The following is a 21,232-nucleotide window of genomic DNA, read 5'->3' as shown; positions in this document are numbered from 1 at the left end:
TCAGACGGATATGGAACATGACGAAAAAAACTGTTTTCACTGCGGTACACCCTGTGAAGGAGTAGAGATTACGCAGGACGACAAGAATTTCTGTTGTACGGGATGTAAAACCGTATATTCCATACTCGCGGGGAATGGTCTGGAAAGTTACTACGAACTGGAGAACACTCCCGGATCGCGTCCTAAAGAAATAAATTCCAGGTATGACTTTCTCGATACCCCGGAGATCGCCGGTAAATTCCTGGAGTTCGACGAGGGGACCATACATATTACGCAACTTTATATCCCCGGAATACACTGCAGTTCCTGTATATGGATCCTTGAAAACCTGAAAAAACTGCATGGAGGTATCCGGGAATCCCAGGTAGATTTCCCGAAGAAAAGCATCCGGATTACATTTGACAGTCAGGCTGTTTCGCTCAAGGAAATCGTGGTATTACTGGCTTCTATCGGATATGAACCGAATATCAATCTGCAGCATCTCGAATCGGGAAAATCGGGTAGCGATAAAACCCTGCTGTATAAATTGGGGATAGCCGGTTTTGCTTTCGGTAACGTCATGCTCCTGTCCTTTCCGGAATATTTCGAAATGGAAGAGTTCTGGCTGGAACAGTACAAGCCGTTTTTCCGGTGGCTGATGTTTGCGTTATCGCTTCCTGCCGTGTTTTACGCCGCCTGGGATTATTTTGTGTCTTCCTGTAAAAGCATACGATCGGGAATGCTGAATATCGATGTGCCTATAGCTTTGGGGATAGCAGTAATGTTCATCCGGAGTGTTGCAGATATAGCCTTCGGGTACGGTTCCGGTTTTTTTGACAGTCTCACCGGGCTGATCTTTTTTATGACCATAGGGAAATACCTGCAACAGAAAACGTACGATTTCCTTTCGTTCGAGCGCGATTACAAATCTTATTTTCCGGTTGCAGTAACCAGGATATCCGGCTCCAGGGAAGAAACCGTGCAGGTCAACGACCTTAAAAAAGGCGATCATTTCCTGGTTCGTAACGAAGAGCTCATCCCGGTGGATGGCCGATTGCTCAGAGGTCATGCCCTTATCGACTACAGTTTTGTAACCGGCGAGGCCGATCCGGTAGTAAAATCTGCCGGCGATAAACTGTTTGCCGGAGGAAGGCAGTTATCCGGTTTGCTCGAGATCGAAGCCACGAGCTCGGTATCCAAAAGCTACCTCACCCGGTTGTGGTCGGACCGCACTTTCGGAGAGAAAAAAGAAGATCGCTACAAGAGTCTGACCAACACCGTAAGCCATTATTTCACCCCGGTAATCCTCCTTATCGCCATACTGTCTTTTGCCTACTGGTTTTTTACCGGGTATACCGATGTGGCATTCAACGCTTTTACGGCCGTACTTATCATAGCATGTCCTTGTGCGCTGGCCCTGGCGGCTCCGTTTGCCCTGGGAAATCTCGTGCGGATATTCGGCAATACGAAATTTTACCTGAAGAATGCCTCTGTCCTGGAGAGACTGGCTCATATAGACACGGTCATATTCGATAAAACAGGAACAATTACCCGGGGCAATACATCGGCTATTGCCTACGAAGGCAACACGCTCGATGCGGATGAAGAGCGTATGCTGAAAAGTACGTTGCGAAACTCATCGCATCCGTTGAGCAGACAACTCTATGCCATACTGGACAGCCATGGTATCCTCACCCCCGACGCTTTCGAAGAGCACAAAGGAGAGGGCATAGAAGCTTCCTATACCGAGAAACACATCCGCATCGGTTCTGCGCGCTTTGCCGGAAAAGAAGAAGATCCCGATGCGGACCGGCATACCAGTGTACACATCACTACCGATCATGGGTACCGCGGAAAATTCACGTTCGGGAATATGTACAGAGAAGGCGTCTCACTGCTTTTCGACAGGCTTTCCCGTCAGTATCGCCTGGCCATACTGAGCGGTGATAACGACAGTGAAAAAGGAAAGCTGGAAAAACTGTTGCCTCCCGGGGTGCAGATGCTTTTTAACCGTAAGCCTCAGGACAAGCTCAACGATGTGAGGCGGTACAGGGACGCGGGCGCCCGGGTAATGATGATAGGAGACGGACTTAACGATGCCGGTGCCTTGCAGCAAAGCGATGTCGGCGTGGTCATTGCCGAAGATACCAATGCCTTTTCTCCGGCCTGTGACGCCATACTCGATGCGTCCCGCTTCCGGGATATCCCCGAGTTTATAACCGTGGCACGTAAAGGTATAAGAGTATTGAAAGTAAGTTTTGTGCTGTCCTTCCTGTACAATATCGCAGGGCTCTCTTTTGCGGTCACCGGAAGATTGTCGCCCGTAGTGGCCGCCATACTGATGCCGCTGAGTTCCGTGACTATTGTAGTCTTTGTTACACTGCTTACCAATTTTATAAGCAGGAAGCTAAAATAAGGCGAACATGACTTTTATCATGTTTTGAGCGGGGACAGGACAGTAATTTTGACGACATAAACAAACCCCCGATGAGTGTTATATATATCCTGATAACGGTGAGTATCATAGTGGCCATAGTATTCCTGGCGGCCTTTATCACTGCGGTAAAAAGCGGGCAGTACCAGGACAGTTACACACCTTCGGTACGGATGCTTTTTGAGGATGAGGTGGTCAGGGACGAGAAGAAACGGGAAAAAGAAAAAGAAGAGCTTACAACAGTTAATAAACAATCATAAATATGGAAATAGAGCAATTTTACTACGATAACAAAATTGTGCGCAGGTTCTTGCTGGCTACGATGTTCTGGGGCATCATCGGGATGGTCGTCGGACTGTTACTCGCATTTTTGTTTTTGTTCCCCAACCTCACCGAGGGCATTTCCTGGTTGAGTTTCGGGCGTTTAAGGCCATTGCACACCAATGCCGTTATCTTTGCATTTGTTGGGAATGCTATTTTTGCCGGGGTATATTATTCCCTGCAACGCTTGCTCAAGGCGCGTATGTACAGCGATTTTCTGAGCAATTTCAATTTTTGGGGATGGCAGCTGATCATAGTTGCCGCGGCGATAACACTTCCGCTCGGATACACAACTTCCAAGGAATACGCCGAGCTCGAATGGCCTATTGATATTGCCATAGCACTGGTATGGGTCGCTTTCGGGGCCAATATGATCGGAACTATTCTCAAACGTCGTCAGCGCCACCTTTATGTGGCCGTGTGGTTTTACCTGGCTACCTTTGTCACCGTAGCGGTGCTCCATATTTTTAACAGCCTCGAAATCCCGGTAAGCGCCCTGAAGAGTTATTCGGTCTACGCCGGCGTGCAGGATGCCCTCGTACAGTGGTGGTACGGACACAATGCCGTAGCCTTCTTTCTCACTACGCCGTTCCTGGGCTTAATGTACTACTTTGTGCCCAAAGCAGCCAACAGACCCGTATATTCCTATAAATTATCTATAGTGCATTTCTGGTCCCTGATCTTTATTTATATCTGGGCCGGTCCGCACCACTTGTTGTATTCTTCCCTGCCCGACTGGGCACAGAACCTGGGGGTTGTGTTTTCCGTGATGCTCATCGCACCTTCATGGGGTGGTATGATCAACGGTTTGCTCACCCTGCGCGGTGCATGGGATAAAGTCCGTACCGATCCTGTGCTGAAATTTATGGTGGTAGCCATTACCGGATACGGTATGGCGACCTTCGAAGGCCCCATGCTGTCCCTGAAAAATGTCAATGCCATAGCACACTTTACCGACTGGGTTATCGCGCACGTCCACGTAGGGGCACTGGCATGGAACGGGTTCCTGACCTTTGGTATGATCTATTGGCTGGTACCGCGAATGTTCAAGACCAAACTGTATTCCAATACCCTGGCGAATTTCCACTTCTGGATAGGAACACTCGGGATCGTTCTTTATACCCTTCCGATGTATGTAGCCGGATTTGCACAGGCTTCGATGTGGAAACAGTTCAATCCGGACGGAACGCTCCTTTACGGGAACTTCCTGGAAACCGTTACACAGATCATCCCGATGTACTGGATGCGTGCCATCGGTGGGTCCCTGTATATTCTCGGAGCCCTGGTCGGGGTGTATAATGTACTGGTAACGATGCGCAAGGGAAGCCAGGTTACCGACGAACTGGCCGAAGCCCCGGCCCTGCAAAGGGTGTCCAAAGGAAAAGTCGCCGGAGAAGGTTTTCATACCTGGCTGGAGCGTCGCCCCGTGCAGCTCACCATACTCGCTACCATAGCCGTGCTTATCGGTGGTATCGTAGAGATTGTTCCGACACTGATGGTAAAATCGAACATTCCCACGATAAGCAGTGTAAAACCGTACACCCCGCTCGAACTGGAGGGAAGGGATATCTATATCAGGGAAGGCTGCGTAAGCTGTCATTCACAAATGATCCGTCCTTTCCGAAGCGAAGTAGAACGCTATGGCGAATATTCCAGATCGGGAGAATACGTCTATGATCACCCGTTCCTTTGGGGAAGTAAACGTACCGGCCCGGATTTGTTTCGGGTAGGAGGAAAATATTCGGACAACTGGCACTTCAATCACATGTGGGACCCGCAAAGTACTTCATCCGGTTCTATAATGCCGAGTTATAAATGGCTTATCCTGAGTAAACACGATCGCAGTGCTACCGAAAGTAAGATGGAAGCCATGGTATCGCTCGGAGTTCCTTATACCGAAGAGGATATTGCAGGAGCACAGCAGAGCATGAAAGCACAGGCCCGGGCGATAGAACAGAACCTGTACAACGATCCGGACTTCGTAAAGTCTTATGAAGAAGACAAAAAGTTTGCCGAAGAACGCGGCGAAACGTTCGTAGAAATGCAGGATCGCGAGATCGTAGCCCTGATCGCTTACTTACAGCGACTGGGAACCGATATCAAGATCAAAGACCCGGGTATCACCGCTAAAAACGAATAGACATGTTAAAATTCATCAAAGATCACCTGGCCACTATAGATGGTGTTCAGATATATCCCATCATATCGCTGTCCATTTTCTTTCTGTTCTTCCTCGGTTTGTTCTGGTGGGTGTTCACAGCAAAGAAAGCGTATATAGAATCCGTAAAACAGATTCCTTTCGAATCTAAAGAAAACGAAGCATTATGAGGTCATTTTCATCCTATCTCCGAATTATTGTCATTGTCGCCCTTGTTTTCGGCGCTGCGGAATATTTTATCGATTCCGGCGACAAGCCTGCCTTTATCGAATATCCGGCAGTACTGTTATTCCTGCTGACCTTTACCATAATTCTGGTTGCGGTAGAAGCTGTTCTTTCCGCTTTGCGAAGATTGACAGAGGTTATGATGACCGAGGAACAACGACAAGCCGAGGAAGCCAAAGTACCCTGGCATAAGGTATGGCTCAAAAAACTCACGAAAACCAAACCGCTGGAACAGGAAGGGGAGATCTTACTGGATCACAATTATGACGGTATTCGCGAGCTCGACAATTCCTTACCGCCATGGTGGCTTTACGGTTTTTACCTCACCATAATCTTTGCTGCGCTTTATCTGGTTCGTTTTGAAATTATGGACGGTCCGGACCAGGAAGAGGAATATCGTACCGAGGTGGCACAGGCCGAAGAAGCTATAGCCAGATACAGGGAGACAGCCAAAGACCTGGTCGATGCCAATACGGTAACGCTGCTCACCGAAGCAGATGACCTGGAAGCCGGAAAAGCGATTTTTCAGACCAACTGTGTGGCTTGTCACATGGCCGATGGCGGGGGTGGTATAGGACCTAACCTTACCGATCCGTACTGGATACTCGGGGGCGGTATTAAAAACGTCTTTCACACCATCTCCGAAGGTGGACGGTCCGGAAAAGGGATGATCGCGTGGAAACAATCGCTGCGTCCCCTGGAAATACAGCAGGTGGCGAGTTATGTGCTTTCGATGGAAGGAACTACGCCTGCCAACCCCAAGGAACCTCAGGGCGATCTCTGGGAAGCTAAAGAAGAATAAAGAAATGGGCTGCCCGGGGGTTTTGTTAGTTATGGCGCCTACAGGTTGCGCCGTATATTCCTGAATTGCTATTTATAATCAGGGCAGCCCATTATCATATCACCTTATAGGAGGTAAAAACAGAAACAGATGACACCGCAAAACGAAAATTTCAGGGATTCTATCGGGACGATCAATGAAGAGGGAAAGAGGGCCTGGGTTTTTCCGAAAAAGCCTTCGGGGCGATATTATAAGCAGAGAACCGTAGTCAGTTATATCCTCCTGATATTTCTGTTCCTGGCCCCCTTTATAAAAATAAACGGTAACCAGCTCCTGTTGTTTAATATCCTGGAGCGGCGGTTTCATATTTTCGGGCTCCCTTTCTGGCCTCAGGATTTCTATCTCTTCGTACTTTCTATGATTATAGGAGTGGTTTTCCTGGCCCTGTTTACCGTGGCTTTCGGAAGGATATTCTGCGGATGGATCTGCCCGCAGACCATTTTCATGGAAATGGTATTCCGGAAGATAGAATACTGGATAGAAGGAGACCGCGGTGCGCAGATGCGGTTAGACAGGCAGGAATGGAACGGGGAGAAAATACGTAAAAGAATACTGAAATGGAGTGTGTTTCTGGTGGTGTCCTTTCTCATAGCCAATGTATTCCTGGCCTATCTTACAGGAAGTGATGTATTGATCAGTGATATCAAGGATGGTCCTTTATCACATCTGGGAACTTTTATTCCGTTACTTATTTTTACGGCGGTATTCTATTTTATATTCGCCTGGTTCCGCGAACAGGTTTGTATCATAGCCTGTCCTTACGGAAGATTGCAGGGGGTACTGCTCGATGAAAAATCGATTGTGGTGGCCTATGATTATAAAAGAGGAGAAGGGGAGCAGGGAAGGAAGAAAGTCCGTAAGAACGAAGACCGGAAAGCCCTGGGATACGGGGATTGTATTGACTGCCTGCAATGTGTACAGGTTTGTCCTACGGGAATAGATATTCGTAACGGTACCCAGCTGGAATGTGTAAACTGTACGGCCTGCATCGATGCCTGTGACCACATGATGGAGAAAGTGAACTTCCCGAAAGGGCTTATCCGCTATACCAATGAGGAAAATATCAGGACGAAGGCCCCGTTCCGGATGACCCTGCGAATGAAAGGTTATGCTGCGGTGTTGGTCATCCTTACCGGGATCCTTACCGGCTTACTGCTGATGCGAAGCGAAGTGGAAGCCACCTTGTTGCGCGTACCCGGGCAACTGTACCACAGGGAAGAAGGAAATATCATAAGTAACGTATATACTTTTAAAGCCGTAAACAAGACCAGCAGTACCCTGGATAGTGTCAGTTTCAGGCTGCTTTCGCACGACGGAAGTATAGAACAGGTGTCCGGGCCCTTGTTTACGATACCCGGACAGGGATTTGCGGAAGGTACGCTGTTTATCCGGTTGCCGTTGTCCCGGCTGGAAGGAGAAAAAACGATACTCCGGGTCGGGTTGTTCCGGAAGGATAAACAGATAGAGACCGAAAAGGTCAGTTTCCAGGGACCCGCACATTATCGTTAACATACTCGTAGTATAAAGATTGCAGTTGGTTTGTTTTTTTGGTCATCTCATTCGAAGTTAACCTTATGGACTTCGAATACATACGGAGTGATTTAGTAGTTACGCCGCTGTTCCGGATACCCGGATAGGTTTATGGTCTGAAAATTTGATCTGTTTGAGGGGAACAGCGGTTTTTTTAATGAAGGTGCAGTCTGGTAAGTAAACTACCCCGGTGCAAGCACACGAGGCATTCATACCAAACAAAATTTTAATTTCGAGGCAAGCCTCGGGGTATAAAACCTTTTGGCGGCGCCAATAAAAGGTAAAAAACAAGTAAAAAAGAACAGATGAAACCCTCATAGAGGGATTTAATATGGCCAAGGTAAATACCTCCACATAAGGAGATGAATAAAGTAAACGTTTTTTAAGGAATGGTGATTCCTTTTGTGGTTGTGTAATTACTTAAAAAACAAATGTTTAATTTGATTTTATTCGCATGAAACGTATAAAAATACATTGGGGTACGGCTATAGTTTTAGCCTTTATGGGGTTTATAGCCTTTATTCTCTCTTTTGTCATCCGGATGAATACCCAGAAAAAATATGACCATGAACTGGTCACGGAAGCCTATTATGCCAAAGAGCTGTCTTTCCAGCGGGATATGGACAGAGAGAAGTTTACTGTCGATACCGGGATGGAGCCTCGTATAGAAGCTACAAGGGGCGGGATATTCATTTATTTTCCGGAAGGCATCGACCCGGCAAAAGTATCCGGAAAAATAGGGTTGTACCGCCCTTCGGACCGAACTATGGACTTCGAAGTACCGGTACAAATGACCACATCGCCCGTAGTCCTGATCCCTTCGGAAGCCCTGCTTCCCGGACGCTGGAATGTAGAGGTCGACTGGCAATACGGGGACGATACATACCTGTCGCATCGTAAACTCGTTTACTGATCGTTTTCACCCCGTCATCACGAAGATAATGATCGTTAAAAAACAACAGAAACCATGTGGATAGCTGCCGTTATATTGGGAATAGCCGGAGGATTTCACTGTGTGGGCATGTGCGGACCTATAGCGTTGATGCTACCCGTAGACCGCGACAATGAAATAAAGAAGGCCTTGCAACTGGGAAGTTATCACCTGGGACGTATCCTGACCTATACCCTGATCGGGTTGCTTTTCGGGGTGCTCGGACTGGGATTTCGACTGTTCGGCATCCAGCAGCAGTTATCGATAGCTATCGGGGCGGTGATGATCCTTCTGGTCCTGCTGCCCGGTATAAAACTTCCTTCGGGCGTGCTGACACGTTGGTACATGAAGGGCATTACCCGGGCAAAGAACCGGCTGGGGCGTGCCATGCGAAAAAAATCGCCGGGAACGTTCCTGGCAGCCGGACTGCTCAACGGGATGCTTCCCTGCGGGATGGTCTATATGGCCGTATTGGCTGCTATGACCGCCGATGAGGTCTGGCAAAGCGGTTTGTATATGGCTTTTTTCGGACTGGGAACCATGCCTTTGATGACGGCTTTTATCTACCTCGGAACGATCATGAAGCAAAAAGCCCGTACCCGGTTGCAAAAGCTCATTCCCCTTTTTGTAGTGCTGATGGGCTGTCTTTTTATACTGCGCGGACTCGGGTTGCATATTCCTTATCTTTCCCCGGGGCCCGTACTGCATGAAGCCTCGTACCAGGTGCAATGTCATTAACAGGGTTTTGTGGGATATGCATGATGACCATCTCGCTAATGATCTTAATTTTGCAGATAAGAACTAACTATGGAAGATATAAAAAACCGTGAAGATATAGCCAGGCTCGTTGTTGCGTTTTATGAAGAAGTCCGTAACAACACGGAAATAGGTCCGTTTTTTAACCGGGTTATCACCGACTGGGAGGAGCATTACAAGCAACTGACCGATTTCTGGGAGTCCAACCTCTTTCATCGCGGGACGTACAAGGGGAATCCTGCCATGGCCCACAGTGGTATGGATAAAGCATCCGGACACACGGTAGAAATGAAACATTTCGGAACGTGGATGCGGTTGTGGATAACCACTATAGACGAAAAGTTTAGCGGGGAACTTGCGGAACGGGCCAAAAATAATGCACGCAAAATGTCTACCTACCTGTTCCTGGCTATTTACAGGGGCCGCTCCTGAAAAAAATGGCCGGGAGTACTCAGAACAGTGAGAAGTACTCCCGGCCAGGAAACAGAAAACTGCAAAAATACTCAGACGGTAGAACTGAACAACCGGGTTCCCGGTTTATTTCGCTGCAATCTCAGGTCGAACGCCATACAGATATTCCGTATAAACGGACGTCCTTCAGGGGTGACTGTGATGGCTTGGTCCGTACGATGTATAAGACCATCCTGCAAGGGTTCTTCAAGCTTTTTCAGGACTTCGCTGATACCGTCAAACTGCATATCCGGGTTTTTCCATGAGGTATGGAACCCGCACATCAGGTTGAGGATATGCCGGCGGATAACAAGGTCCTCGGTGTCGAGGATGTGACCCCGGTGTATGGGGAGTATGTCGTTTTGAAGAAGACCGGTATATTCTTCCACGCTTTTTACGTTCTGTGCAAAACCGTACCAGCTATCGCTGATCGCAGATACGCCCAGACCGATCATCAGGCTGGTCGCTGTAGTCGTGTACCCCATAAAATTGCGGTGCAGCCTTCCGTTGTCCATAGCTTCGGAAAGCGGATCGGAAGGCCATGCGAAATGGTCCATACCGATTTCGGTATACCCGGCTTCTTCCAGGCGCTTGCGTGCGGTCTCGTAGAGCTTTCGCTTCGCTTTACCCGTAGGCAGATCTTCTTCCCGGAACCCCCGCTGTCCGTTACCGCCCATCCATGGTACGTGGGCATAACTGTAGAGCGCGATACGATCGGGTTTCAGGAAAATAGTCTTTGCTATAGTGTCCGAAACGTCATCCTGCGTCTGGAAAGGAAGCCCGAAAACCAGGTCGTGCGAAACGGAGGTGTACCCGGTACCCCGTGCCGCTTCGGTGACATCCCTGACGTTTTCGAAAGGTTGTACCCGGTGTATGGCCCGCTGCACGTGGGGTGCATAGTCCTGTATACCAAAACTTACCCTGCGGAACCCGAGGCCGTACAGGGTTTCGAGGTGCCTGGTCGTTGTATTGTTCGGATGTCCCTCAAAGCTGAATTCGAAAGTTTCCGTACGTTCGGCGTACTTAAAAATACCATCGATGAGCATTTTCAGGTGCTCCGGAGTAAAGAATGTCGGCGTTCCCCCGCCGAGATGGATCTCCCGGATACGGGGCACATGCGAAAGGGTACGGGCATACAGTTTCCACTCCTGCAGTACCGATCGTATATAAGGTTCCTCTACTTCATGTCTTTTCGTAATGCGTTTATGACAGGCGCAGAAGGTGCAAAGACTTTCGCAGAAGGGAAGGTGGATGTAGAGACTTATTTCCTTGGGCGAATCTCCATGCGAAAAAGCACGCTTAACGGTACGTATCCAGCCTTCCGAAGAAAAGCTCCCGAGGTCCCAGTAGGGCACCGTAGGATAGCTGGTGTACCGCGGTCCGGCCACGTCGTATTTTCCGATCAGGGAATCATTCATGTTCACTTGTTTTGTCGCAAAGCTACGGCAGCCTTACATGTTGAGGGATGATATTTGTCATGAACCTGTTATTTCTCCCGGAAATAGGCGTAACGAAGAGGTACAGGCCGGTCGGCGTACAGCATATAAAGCAACAGGTGCCGGATCACCGTAAGCATACCCTCCCGCACAAAGCATATGTAGCGTTAAAATATGTAACATTTAACTTTTTCGGACGTCTTTTATGTGAGGAGCTTTTCCAGGCATATAGGATCTTTTTCCTATATTAGTGAGTGTGAAATGATTGGGTGCCGTATGGCATTGAAAAATGAAGGTTGCAGCGATACCGGTGTCATTTCTCGTAGCGCGCTTACCGGTAGCGGGAGATGGGACGGACTCCAACGGAGCAGGAGGTTATACGATGATTATTCGGATACAGCATACACCAAGTTGAACTTTAATATTATTCTTTATGAAGCTAAGCCTTACGTTTTTATTGATGTGCTTATTTTTTATTTCCTGTAAAAAGAGCACGGAAACCCCGGAAGAAAAAGCCCCTGAGGCTTTTAAGGTCCCGGTAGAATACTACAAACTGGATAACGGACTCAAGGTTATTCTCTCCCCGGACAACACGTCGCCCACTGCTATTATTGCGGTGTACTACAACATCGGTTTTCGTATCGAGCCGAAAGACCGTACGGGGTTTGCCCACCTGTTCGAACACATGATGTTCCAGGGGTCTGAGAACCTGGGGAAAATGGAATTTATCAATCTCGTACAGAAAAACGGTGGCGTGCTCAACGGTTCCACCCGTTTCGATTTTACCAATTATTTCGAGATCGTTCCGTCCAACAAACTCGAAACCATGCTCTGGGCCGAAGCCGACCGGATGAAAGGACTGGACATCACCCAGGATAACCTGACCAACCAGCAGGGGGTGGTCAAGAACGAGGTCAAAGTCAATGTGCTCAACCAGCCTTACGGAGGCTTCCCGTGGCTCGATATGCCACAGTATGCTAATGAAAACTGGTATAATGCCCATAATTTTTACGGGGACCTGGAAGACCTGGATGCAGCCAACCTCCGGGATGTGGAAGACTTCTTTAAAACCTATTACGCTCCTAATAACGCAGCACTTGCGGTGGTGGGCGATTTCGATAAGGCAGAGACCAAAGCCTGGATCGAGAAGTATTTCGGCGGAATCCCGGCAGTAGAGCTCCCGGCACAACCCGATATTACGGAACCCGTGCAGCAAAAGGAGAAACGGTTTGTAAAAGATGATCCGCTGGCCAATAAATCCGCTATAGCCATAGCCTATAAAATGCCCGAAAGAAATACTCCCGAATACTATGCGATGGGATTGCTCGACCAGATCCTGGCACAAGGCGATAACGCGTTGCTCAAACAGAAACTGGTAAACGAAAAGGGATATACTTCCGGTATCAGCGGGGGCATCAATTACCTGGGTAATATGTTCAATTATAAAGGCCCTATGATCTGGATGTTCAACTTTACCTACGACAACGAAACGACCGAAGACGAGGTGGTAGGTGCCGTAGACCAGGTGATGGATAGTGTCCGGGCAGGGATAACCCAAAAAATGCTCGACGGGGCTATCGTAAAAATGCGCTCCGGGCTGTATGACGAACTCGGGGGAACTTTCGGACTGGGAAGGGCCGACCTGTTATGTAGCTTTGCCTTGTTTGACGATAACCCCGCACGGATCAATACGCTGGAAGACGAGTTTAAAAAAGTGACGCCGGAACTGATGAACAAGACTATAGCAAATTACCTGAAACCTGCCAACAGGACGATACTCCGTGTGAACCCGCTATTGGCCGGCGACAAAGAATCCGGAAAGTAAAACGGGCATGACCATAGAACAATACTAAAAAATAATACAGATGAAAAAATATATTCTCCATATCATAGCAGCAGTCTTTGTACTTACGGCCTATGCCCAGGAAAAAGAGCAGCCCCCGAAAGGAGGAGCACCCAAAGATTTTACGTTGCCCGAAAAACAGGAAGTAACACTGGATAACGGGCTGAAGCTCGTTATGATCCCTTACGGAGCTATTCCCAAAGCCACGATTAATATCATGGTAAAGACCGGAAATATCCACGAAAAGGAAAATGAAATATGGCTCAGTGATCTTTTGGGCAATCTTATGCAGGAGGGAAGCACGTCCAGAAATGCCCTTGCCGTGTCCGAAGCCATGGCTTCTATGGGTGGCGACCTGGGAATTTCGGTATCCAGCCATGCCACGACATTGCGTACGGCGGTCTTGTCTGAATTTGCTCCCGAAGCCATCGCTACTATGGCCGATGTATTGCTACACCCCGCCTGGCCGGAAGCGGAACTTCCCCGACTGAAAAACGATATGAAGCGCAACCTCAGTGTGCGTATGTCCAGGCCCCAGGCCCAGGTGACCAAAGCATTTTACGGCGCCCTCTATCCCGATCATCCTTACGGCAGGGTATATCCCACGGATGATATGATCGATAGCTATACCATAGACGGAATTAAGAAGTTTTACAGTGAAAACTTCGGAGCCGGACGTACGGTGATCTACGTTGTCGGAAAGTTTGATACCGGGGCGGTGGAAAAAGCGGTAAAAGATGCTTTCAGCTCCTGGACAGCCGGGCCGGAAGTCTCCTATCCCGAAGCACAGGCCGTTACCGGGCATTCCGTAAAGATTATCGATCGTCCCGGCGCCCCGCAGTCTACGATAATGTATGGCTTGCCTTCGGTAGATCCCTCCAATCCGGATTACCTCGCTATGGATATTACCAACTCGCTCCTGGGCGGTTCTTTCGGATCGCGGATTACGAGCAATATCCGGGAAGATAAAGGGTATACCTATTCGCCATACAGCAACCTGGACAGCCGTTATAAAACAGGAGTGTGGTACGAATCTGCCGATGTTACCTCCGAATTTACGGGGCCTTCCATTGGCGAGATCAGGAAAGAGATCGAAAAGCTGCAGAACGAAGCGCCGACCGAAGAAGAACTGGAGGGAATCAAAAACTACGAATCCGGGCTCTTTGTATTACAAAACTCCACTCCCGGGGGAATGATCAGCCAACTCAGTTTCCTCGACCTGCACGAACTTCCCGAGTCCTGGCTCCAAGAGAAGGTAAAGAACATCTATGCCATTACCCCGGAAAAGGTACGGGAAATGACCAAAAAATATATCAGACCGGAGGATATGACCCTGATTGTAGTGGGCGATAAGGAAAAGATCAAAGACCAGGTGGAAGAGACCATAGCCCCGGAGAAACTCAAAAAATAAGAACAGGACCCGTTGTGCATGATAGTTCGAAAGGCGTCATCCTGAGCCCGGTCGAAGAATCTTAACTGACAGAAAAAGATGTTTCGACTGCAACATGACGTAAACAATGACTTTTATTCATAAGGCACAACAGCTTAGTAGAATATTCCGGTATTTGACGGAAAACCATAAAGCAGGGAGGACATCCCTGCTTTTTTTATGGGGTAGTGCAGTGCCGGTCTCCGGTACATTCTGTATGCCCGGCCCTGAGGTATGTATCTGATCTCCGCTCCGGGTATGACAATCCGGTAAATTTTATGTTAAGAATTAAAAGGTTTTACGTATCCCGAAAGAAAAGCTTAAAAAAAAGCCAAAAAAACTGTCTTTTTCAAACGGATAATTATTGTGTAGATAAATGGCTGTAAAAAAAAGAGATAAGTGTCTTTTGATTTTGTCATTAAACGCGGAAACAGTCTGTTTTTCGGTGTCTCGCCCGGGTTATCCTGTCAACAATTCAACCCCGGTGTTATCTTAGGGTTAAATGATCGTTGTCATAATTGTGAAGCTTTTTTCAAAGATATAACAAGCGTATATGATCATTTTTTTACTCCTCATGGTAGTAAAGGTTATTTGAGTTAGAATTGTGTTAAGGCGTAAGTGAGGTCATGTCCTTACGCCTTTTAACTCACCGTTATTACTGCAGGGAGACAAAGTCGGGCAGGCTTATAATCTAATTTTATCAATTACATAAAAACAAACCGATGAGAAAGTATATCTGTCTTTGGTGTATGATGTGCTGCTGTGCCATAATGGTTTCGGCCCAGGGGAACGATCCGGTAGCATGGGAATTCTCTTCCAGGAAGATTGCGGATCAGAGGTATGAAGTGCATATTTCCGCCCTGGTCGAATATCCGTGGCGTATTTATTCACAACATACCGATGAAGGCGGACCGCTGCCTACCGTGATCGCTTTCGAGGACAATAAGGCGGTAGAACTGCAGGGCGTGGTCGAGGAAGAAGGAAGTCTTATCGAAAAATACGAGGAGATATTTATGGTCGATGCCCGCTATTACCAGGGAAAAGTGGATTTTGTGCAGCAGGTAAAAGTCGATAAAGAAATCCCACAGGACCTGGCAGGGAGTGTGACGTTTATGGCGTGTTCCGATGCGCAGTGCCTGACACCGCAGGAGATCAGGTTTAAGGTGAGATTACATTAGGCTTCGGTACGATTTTCTTCGAAAATCACTCGGCCTGCATAAAAATGATATAAACGAAACCGATAATTCATAAAATCCTGAAACCAAAAAGAACACACCAACACCAATACTATAGTTGCCGGAAGACCTTGACATCATGCCGGAAGTTGTTGAGGTCTTTCTTCTGAATGACACCCACCGATTGCTCCTTTTCACTTGACATTCCTACACGTTATGGTATGGGCTGAGAAAGCTTTGATGAAAAGTCATGCTCAGTGCGGATCATAATCACCCCGCTATAATAGACTTCAGGCAACCCACCCCTTGAGAAGTAAACTACCTCTGTGCAAGCACACGAGGTATTCATACGAAACTGAATTTAAATTTCGAGGCAAGCCTCGGGGTATTAAACCCTTTGGCGGGCCAATAAAAATTAAAAACGACGAACTAAAAGCCAACAAACCAAACAAGGACTAAAGTAAAGCCCCCGAAGGCATTACCATACCCTGCAATTGCTGTGCAAAACGGTTTTGAAGAGGAGGTCATAACCACAATGATCTCAAGCGACCAGCCTCCTAAGAACCACAAACTAAAAAACTAAAAACTAACAAACTAAGAACTAACAAACTAAAATGCGAAACACTACAGTGACTTAAACAAAAAGCCCCGGCGGTATCGCTACCATATCCAACTGTGCTACGGTTTTGAAGAGGAGGTCATAACCACAATGATCTCAAGTGACAAGCCTCCTAAGAACCACAAACTAAAAACTAACAAACTAAGAACTAACAACTAACAAACCAAAATGCGAAACACTACAGCGACTTAAACGAAAGCCCCAAAAATCATGATCATCTGCTATGGTGCATAAGAAAAGGGAAAGTACGGCCTTCCACAACGCATAACTTCCCCTTCTTAGGATTCATTAGTTAATTACGAACCAACGAATACACAAATATATGAAAATTAAGCAAATAAACTTAAAGTTTTCCTGGTATGGAAAAACAATACTTTTTGTGATGAGGGCTTTTATAGGTTTGTTCTGTATGGTTGCATTCGGATTTTCGTCAAAACATGGTCTTTCCCAAACCACCGTAGTTATTGATGTCGATACCACGATGACCGTATACCAGGTATTCAGCCTGATCAAGAAGCAGACGGGGAGCACCTTTCTCTACGATTACGAAATGTTTAAGGGCGCTCCGGCGATCCGCCTGCAAAAGGGCAGGATCAGGACCGGGGACCTATTGGATAAGATCAAAGGAACCGGAGATTTCCGGTATGCCTATACCGAAGACAAGACAGTGATCTTTTCCAGAGCCAAAAAGAAGATGCCCACAGCAGTTACAGAGACTACCCCTGATGCCCAGCAACTCCGGGTAAGCGGAACAATTACCGATCCCAATGGTATGCCCTTGCCCGGAGTTAATATTATCGTCAAAGACGCCAAAAGAGGAACCATGTCGGACCCCGACGGAAAATACGACATCCGGGTAAACCCTTCGGATGTGCTGGTGTTTTCGTATGTCGGGTTTAAGAAGCAGGAACAGGCGGTAAACGGACAGGAAGTCCTCGATGTGGTGATGGAGGAAGATGTGAGTGCCCTGGATGAGGTGGTGGTGAATGCGGGGTATTATACGGTGAAGGAAAAGGAAAAAACGGGTAGTATAAGTAAAATAACATCTCAAGATATAGAGACTCAGCCAGTAACTAATGTTTTGGAGGCAGCAATAGGTCGTATGCCCGGAGTGCAAATTACACAAAATACCGGAGTACCTGGTGGAGGATTTACCGTACAAATTAGAGGCCAAAACAGTTTAAGGACGGACGATGGAGCTAACCAACCCTTATATATTGTGGATGGGGTTCCTTTTTCGGCCACTTTTGTAGGAGGAGCTTTAAGTAATATGATAGGTGGGTCCAACCCTTTAAACAGTATCAACCCGTCAGATATAGAAAGTATCGAGGTATTAAAAGATGCTGATGCTACAGCTATCTATGGTTCGCGGGGTGCTAACGGAGTAGTGCTCATTACTACTAAACAGGGATATGGAAAGGAAGGCAAAACGAGGATAGATATCGATATACAATCCGGGATAGGAAAAGTGGCCGATTTTTTGGATATGTTGAATACAGAACAATACCTGGAAATGCGTAGGGAAGCTTTTGCCAATGACAAGATGGAGCCGACAGAATCCAATGCCCCGGAACTCCTGGTTTGGGATCAAAATCGTGATAACGACTGGCAAAAAGAATTAATAGGAGGAACAGCATATATTACCAACCTACAAACGTCAGTTTCGGGAGGTAATGATCAAACCTCTTTTCGCCTTGGGGGTGGGCTTTATAAGGAAACTACCGTGTATCCGGGAGATTTTGGTTATAAAAGAATATCTGGATCGCTTAACCTGAATCATTGGTCTAAAGACCGTAAGTTTCAGATGATGTTTTCTATAAATTATGTTTCGGGTAATAACGAGCTGTCTTATAATGATGTGACTCGCTATGCTATACTACTTCCCCCAAATACCCCTGAGTTTTTAGATGATAACAACGAATTGGTTTGGCCGGAGGCGATGACATATAATCCGTATGCGTTTTTAAGGCAGAAATATAATGCAAACACGAATAATTTAGTTAGTAATCTTCAGCTTAACTACCAGCTTATTCCGGACCTATATCTGAAGACACGATTGGGCTATACGAAGCTTGACCAAGATGAAATTTATATTAATCCTAAAAGTACATTTTACCCAGCCTCTACTGCTCAATCAAGTTCGCAATTTAACGATACCAAGATCAAGACCTGGATCATAGAGCCCCAAATAGAATACATTAAAGATTTTGGCAACAGCAAGCTAAGTATTTTAGGTGGGGCGACTTTTCAGGAAGATTTAAGAAAAAACTCCCGGTTCAATGCTACAGGTTTTTCCAACGAAGCCTTGTTGGAAAGCATAGAAGCGGCATCATCTATTACATCCCCACCAAATCTTTCCAATGACATACAATACCGGTATAGTGCTGTTTTTGGAAGAGTCAATTATACGCTAAAAGACCGGTATATCCTAAACTTGACCGGTAGGCGGGACGGAAGCAGCCGTTTTGGCCCAGGCAAACGCTTTGCAAATTTTGGGGCAGTCGGAGCTGCCTGGATTTTTTCCAATGAGAACTTCTTACAAAACTTCTCATTTCTCAGCTACGGGAAACTCCGGGGGAGTTATGGCACTACCGGGAACGACCGTATTGATGATTATGGATACTTAGACAGTTGGGGGCCATCGCAATACCCGTATAAAGGAGAGAACGGGTTAGAACCCACTGGGCTTTTTAACCCTGATTATGTCTGGGAACGGAACGTAAAATTAGAAGGTGCACTGGAATTAGGCTTTCTAAACGACCGTATTTTTATCCAGGCAAGCTATTACCACAACCGATCCGATAATCAATTGTTAAGAATGCCTTTACCGTCAAGTGTGGGGTTTTCGAGTGTTCAGGGCAATTTGCCGGCCACGGTACAAAATACGGGATGGGAAGTGGAATTTAACAGCACCAATATCAAGGACCAAGATTTTACATGGGCCAGTGCATTTAACCTAACGGTCCCACGAAATAAACTTATTGATTTTCCCGGTATAGAAAATACCTCTTACGCCAATCAATATGAAGTGGGCAAATCGCTGTATGTACAAAAATTGTATCATTTTCTTGGTGTTGACCCTGAAACCGGGACCTATCAGGTTGAAGATCTAAATGAAGACGGGGTCTTATCTCCTACATTTGACTATCAGGGTCTTAAAGAAATTGCACAGGATTTTTATGGTGGTTTTCAGAACAATTTTACTTATAAAAACTGGCAGCTGAACATTTTTTTTCAGTTTGTCCGCCAAACCGGCAGAAATTATCTTTTTGGTGGTTTCTCCCCCCCTGGATACAGGTTAAACAACCAACCAGATATAGTGATGGACCGATGGCAAAACCAAGGTGATGTTTTGGATATTCAAAAGTTTACCCAATCAACTGCTTCCGAGGCGGGCCAATCCTATTATCTTAATTTAAGAAGGAGTGATGCCATGATTAGTGATGCCTCCTTTATCCGTTTAAAGAATGTATCTATTCATTATATGTTGCCGAAAACAACTGCTCAAAAAATTGGGATTAGAAATTGCCGCTTTTATATACAAGGTCAAAACCTATTAACTTTTACAAATTTTCTTGGCATGAACCCTGAAAATCAAAATCTTGCTTCTCTTCCTCCCTTGCGAAAAATCCTTGGTGGAGTACAATTGAGTTTTTAATTCTAAAAATTTTGTGATGAAAAATATGCTAACATATTCATATATAAAAGAAAATGATTCAGTGAAATATCTTTTATCACTGGTAGTTCTTTTTATGAGCTGTGAGGATTTCGTTGAAATTGACCCTCCCAAAGAGCGTTTGGTAAGATCCGAGGTTTTTGCCGATGATGCTACAGCCCAGTCAGCCATGACAGGGGTTTATAGTTATATGATGAACAGAACGTTTTCAAGCGGGCACTATTCAAGAAGTGTTAGTTTCTTAAGTGGATTGTCTGCGGATGAGTATGACAATTATAATACCGCCCTCGATCCATTTTCAGAAAATTCGCTTTCTCCTTCTGGTTTTGCAGCTAACCTATGGTCTGATCCGTATGCGGTTATTTATAGGACCAATAGTATTTTAGAAGGAATTATAAACGAAGAAGCCAGAGTTAGCGAAGACGTTAAACAACAACTGGAAGGAGAGGCAAAATTTGTTAGAGCCTTTAGTTATTTCTATCTGGTTAATCTCTTCGGGGATGTACCCTTATATACTTCAACTGATTTTTGGACCAACGCCCAAGCCGAACGTAGTCCGGCAGGACAGGTTTACCAACAGATTATAACAGACCTTGAAGATGCAAAAAGCCTCCTCTTGGAGGATTATACCATATCCGGAGGGGAACGAAGCCGCCCCAATAAATATGCAGCCATAGCCTTATTGTCCAGGGTGTACTTATACTTAGGCAATTGGAATCTGGCCGAAACTCTGGCTTCTGAAGTGATTCAATCTGAAGCTTTATATAGGTTGGAGGCGGATTTGAACCAGGTGTTTTTGGCTAATTCGTCGGAAGCCATTTGGCAGTTGGTTCCTGTCGAACCCGGGTACAATACGAATGAAGGACGGTACTTCATCTTGAATTCTTCACCCATTAATAGTACCAGCAAACTGGAATTAAATGACGCTTTATTAGCCTCTTTTGAGGAAGAAGATCAAAGACGGAAACACTGGGTAGGAAGTTTTTCTGAAGGAACTAATACATGGTTTTTCCCTTATAAGTACAAGATAGCTATCGGGGGAACTCTAACAGAGTATTCCATGGTATTGCGGTTGGCAGAACAATATTTAATTCGAGCAGAAGCAAGGGCAATGTTAAACATTCTTACTGGTGTTAATAGTGCGGTCTCTGACATCAATACCATACGCCATCGGGCGGGGCTCGGCGATACTCCTGCAGAGAGTCAGGCAGAATTGCTGAATGCTATTTTGCAGGAACGTCGTATCGAGTTCTTTGCCGAATGGGGCCACCGTTGGCTGGATTTAAAACGTACAGGAACGATTGATGAAGTTCTCGGAATAGTTAAAACTAATTGGGAGCCTACGGATGCACTCTACCCCATTCCGGAGCAGGAAGTACTTAATAATCCCAATATTGTTCCCAATCCATAATAAGATATTGGCAAGATG

The 21,232-nt window shown here is 46.4% G+C and carries 16 protein-coding genes; 15 read left to right on the top strand and 1 reads right to left on the bottom strand.

The features are described 5' to 3' along the window. Window positions 1–10: 10 nt before the first annotated feature. The 9 genes from BT112_RS02900 (at window position 11) to BT112_RS02855 (ending at window position 9,607) form a co-directional block, all read left to right on the top strand. Entirely contained in the window at window positions 11–2,395 is a 2,385-nt protein-coding gene (locus BT112_RS02900; RefSeq protein WP_072315860.1) for a heavy metal translocating P-type ATPase, read from the top strand. A 71-nt stretch (window positions 2,396–2,466) separates the two neighbouring features. Further along, on the top strand, window positions 2,467–2,673 hold the full coding sequence (gene ccoS / locus BT112_RS02895; RefSeq protein ID WP_072315859.1) for a cbb3-type cytochrome oxidase assembly protein CcoS: 207 nt from the start codon (window positions 2,467–2,469) through the stop codon (window positions 2,671–2,673). A gap of 2 nt (window positions 2,674–2,675) precedes the next feature. After that, on the top strand, window positions 2,676–4,874 hold the full coding sequence (gene ccoN, locus BT112_RS02890) for a cytochrome-c oxidase, cbb3-type subunit I (RefSeq protein ID WP_072315858.1): 2,199 nt from the start codon (window positions 2,676–2,678) through the stop codon (window positions 4,872–4,874). A gap of 2 nt (window positions 4,875–4,876) precedes the next feature. Continuing rightward, window positions 4,877–5,062 carry a cytochrome C oxidase subunit IV gene (locus BT112_RS02885; RefSeq protein WP_072315857.1) on the top strand — a complete coding sequence of 62 codons (186 nt, stop codon included), beginning with the start codon at window positions 4,877–4,879 and terminating at the stop codon, window positions 5,060–5,062. Further along, window positions 5,059–5,919, top strand: a complete 861-nt coding sequence (locus tag BT112_RS02880; RefSeq protein WP_072315856.1) for a cbb3-type cytochrome c oxidase N-terminal domain-containing protein — start codon at window positions 5,059–5,061, stop codon at window positions 5,917–5,919. Before BT112_RS02885 ends, BT112_RS02880 begins: the two co-directional genes overlap by 4 nt. A 129-nt stretch (window positions 5,920–6,048) precedes the next feature. Beyond that, window positions 6,049–7,467, top strand: coding sequence for a cytochrome c oxidase accessory protein CcoG (gene ccoG, locus BT112_RS02875; RefSeq protein ID WP_072315855.1), 1,419 nt, complete (start codon window positions 6,049–6,051; stop codon window positions 7,465–7,467). Between the two features lie 475 nt (window positions 7,468–7,942). Further along, complete coding sequence (locus BT112_RS02865; protein WP_245776968.1) at window positions 7,943–8,401, top strand: FixH family protein; 459 nt, start codon at window positions 7,943–7,945, stop codon at window positions 8,399–8,401. A gap of 54 nt (window positions 8,402–8,455) precedes the next feature. After that, complete coding sequence (locus tag BT112_RS02860) at window positions 8,456–9,157, top strand: sulfite exporter TauE/SafE family protein (RefSeq protein ID WP_072315853.1); 702 nt, start codon at window positions 8,456–8,458, stop codon at window positions 9,155–9,157. A 69-nt stretch (window positions 9,158–9,226) separates the two neighbouring features. Then, window positions 9,227–9,607, top strand: a complete 381-nt coding sequence (locus BT112_RS02855; protein WP_072315852.1) for a group III truncated hemoglobin — start codon at window positions 9,227–9,229, stop codon at window positions 9,605–9,607. Window positions 9,608–9,678: 71 nt separating this feature from the next. On the opposite strand, the gene hemN is transcribed toward BT112_RS02855, so the two are convergent. Next, on the bottom strand, window positions 9,679–11,043 hold the full coding sequence (gene hemN, locus BT112_RS02850) for an oxygen-independent coproporphyrinogen III oxidase (protein ID WP_072315851.1): 1,365 nt from the start codon (window positions 11,041–11,043) through the stop codon (window positions 9,679–9,681). A gap of 294 nt (window positions 11,044–11,337) precedes the next feature. Here hemN and BT112_RS21990 point away from each other — a divergent pair, with 294 nt between their 5' ends. The 6 genes from BT112_RS21990 to BT112_RS02820 all read left to right on the top strand — a co-directional run bounded on the left by BT112_RS21990 (window position 11,338) and on the right by BT112_RS02820 (window position 21,214). Next, complete coding sequence (locus BT112_RS21990) at window positions 11,338–11,547, top strand: hypothetical protein (RefSeq protein ID WP_217652324.1); 210 nt, start codon at window positions 11,338–11,340, stop codon at window positions 11,545–11,547. Further along, complete coding sequence (locus tag BT112_RS02840) at window positions 11,522–12,886, top strand: M16 family metallopeptidase (RefSeq protein ID WP_245776967.1); 1,365 nt, start codon at window positions 11,522–11,524, stop codon at window positions 12,884–12,886. Before BT112_RS21990 ends, BT112_RS02840 begins: the two co-directional genes overlap by 26 nt. Window positions 12,887–12,926: 40 nt before the next feature. After that, complete coding sequence (locus BT112_RS02835; RefSeq protein WP_072315848.1) at window positions 12,927–14,315, top strand: M16 family metallopeptidase; 1,389 nt, start codon at window positions 12,927–12,929, stop codon at window positions 14,313–14,315. 740 nt (window positions 14,316–15,055) lie between these two features. After that, the gene (locus tag BT112_RS02830; RefSeq protein WP_083564752.1) at window positions 15,056–15,511 is read left to right on the top strand and encodes a protein-disulfide reductase DsbD domain-containing protein; all 456 of its coding nucleotides are present in this window, start codon (window positions 15,056–15,058) and stop codon (window positions 15,509–15,511) included. 938 nt (window positions 15,512–16,449) lie between these two features. After that, window positions 16,450–19,785 carry a SusC/RagA family TonB-linked outer membrane protein gene (locus BT112_RS02825; RefSeq protein WP_072315846.1) on the top strand — a complete coding sequence of 1,112 codons (3,336 nt, stop codon included), beginning with the start codon at window positions 16,450–16,452 and terminating at the stop codon, window positions 19,783–19,785. Between the two features lie 16 nt (window positions 19,786–19,801). Further along, window positions 19,802–21,214, top strand: coding sequence for a RagB/SusD family nutrient uptake outer membrane protein (locus tag BT112_RS02820; RefSeq protein WP_083564751.1), 1,413 nt, complete (start codon window positions 19,802–19,804; stop codon window positions 21,212–21,214). The last annotated feature ends 18 nt before the right edge of the window (window positions 21,215–21,232 follow it).

It is taken from the genome of Sinomicrobium oceani (assembly GCF_900119185.1).
Lineage (GTDB): Bacteria > Bacteroidota > Bacteroidia > Flavobacteriales > Flavobacteriaceae > Sinomicrobium > Sinomicrobium oceani.
The sequence above is the reverse complement of the archived record's forward strand: the minus strand, read 5'-3'. Positions and strand labels throughout refer to the sequence as shown.

What these genes read in the sequence shown, in the direction of transcription:
- BT112_RS02900 (WP_072315860.1), top strand. Translation starts at nt 11, where the DNA reads ATGGAACATGACGAAAAAAACTGTTTTCACTGCGGTACACCCTGTGAA.
- ccoS (WP_072315859.1), top strand. Translation starts at nt 2,467, where the DNA reads ATGAGTGTTATATATATCCTGATAACGGTGAGTATCATAGTGGCCATA.
- ccoN (WP_072315858.1), top strand. Translation starts at nt 2,676, where the DNA reads ATGGAAATAGAGCAATTTTACTACGATAACAAAATTGTGCGCAGGTTC.
- BT112_RS02885 (WP_072315857.1), top strand. Translation starts at nt 4,877, where the DNA reads ATGTTAAAATTCATCAAAGATCACCTGGCCACTATAGATGGTGTTCAG.
- BT112_RS02880 (WP_072315856.1), top strand. Translation starts at nt 5,059, where the DNA reads ATGAGGTCATTTTCATCCTATCTCCGAATTATTGTCATTGTCGCCCTT.
- ccoG (WP_072315855.1), top strand. Translation starts at nt 6,049, where the DNA reads ATGACACCGCAAAACGAAAATTTCAGGGATTCTATCGGGACGATCAAT.
- BT112_RS02865 (WP_245776968.1), top strand. Translation starts at nt 7,943, where the DNA reads ATGAAACGTATAAAAATACATTGGGGTACGGCTATAGTTTTAGCCTTT.
- BT112_RS02860 (WP_072315853.1), top strand. Translation starts at nt 8,456, where the DNA reads ATGTGGATAGCTGCCGTTATATTGGGAATAGCCGGAGGATTTCACTGT.
- BT112_RS02855 (WP_072315852.1), top strand. Translation starts at nt 9,227, where the DNA reads ATGGAAGATATAAAAAACCGTGAAGATATAGCCAGGCTCGTTGTTGCG.
- hemN (WP_072315851.1), bottom strand. Translation starts at nt 11,043, where the DNA reads ATGAATGATTCCCTGATCGGAAAATACGACGTGGCCGGACCGCGGTAC.
- BT112_RS21990 (WP_217652324.1), top strand. Translation starts at nt 11,338, where the DNA reads ATGGCATTGAAAAATGAAGGTTGCAGCGATACCGGTGTCATTTCTCGT.
- BT112_RS02840 (WP_245776967.1), top strand. Translation starts at nt 11,522, where the DNA reads ATGTGCTTATTTTTTATTTCCTGTAAAAAGAGCACGGAAACCCCGGAA.
- BT112_RS02835 (WP_072315848.1), top strand. Translation starts at nt 12,927, where the DNA reads ATGAAAAAATATATTCTCCATATCATAGCAGCAGTCTTTGTACTTACG.
- BT112_RS02830 (WP_083564752.1), top strand. Translation starts at nt 15,056, where the DNA reads ATGAGAAAGTATATCTGTCTTTGGTGTATGATGTGCTGCTGTGCCATA.
- BT112_RS02825 (WP_072315846.1), top strand. Translation starts at nt 16,450, where the DNA reads ATGAAAATTAAGCAAATAAACTTAAAGTTTTCCTGGTATGGAAAAACA.
- BT112_RS02820 (WP_083564751.1), top strand. Translation starts at nt 19,802, where the DNA reads ATGAAAAATATGCTAACATATTCATATATAAAAGAAAATGATTCAGTG.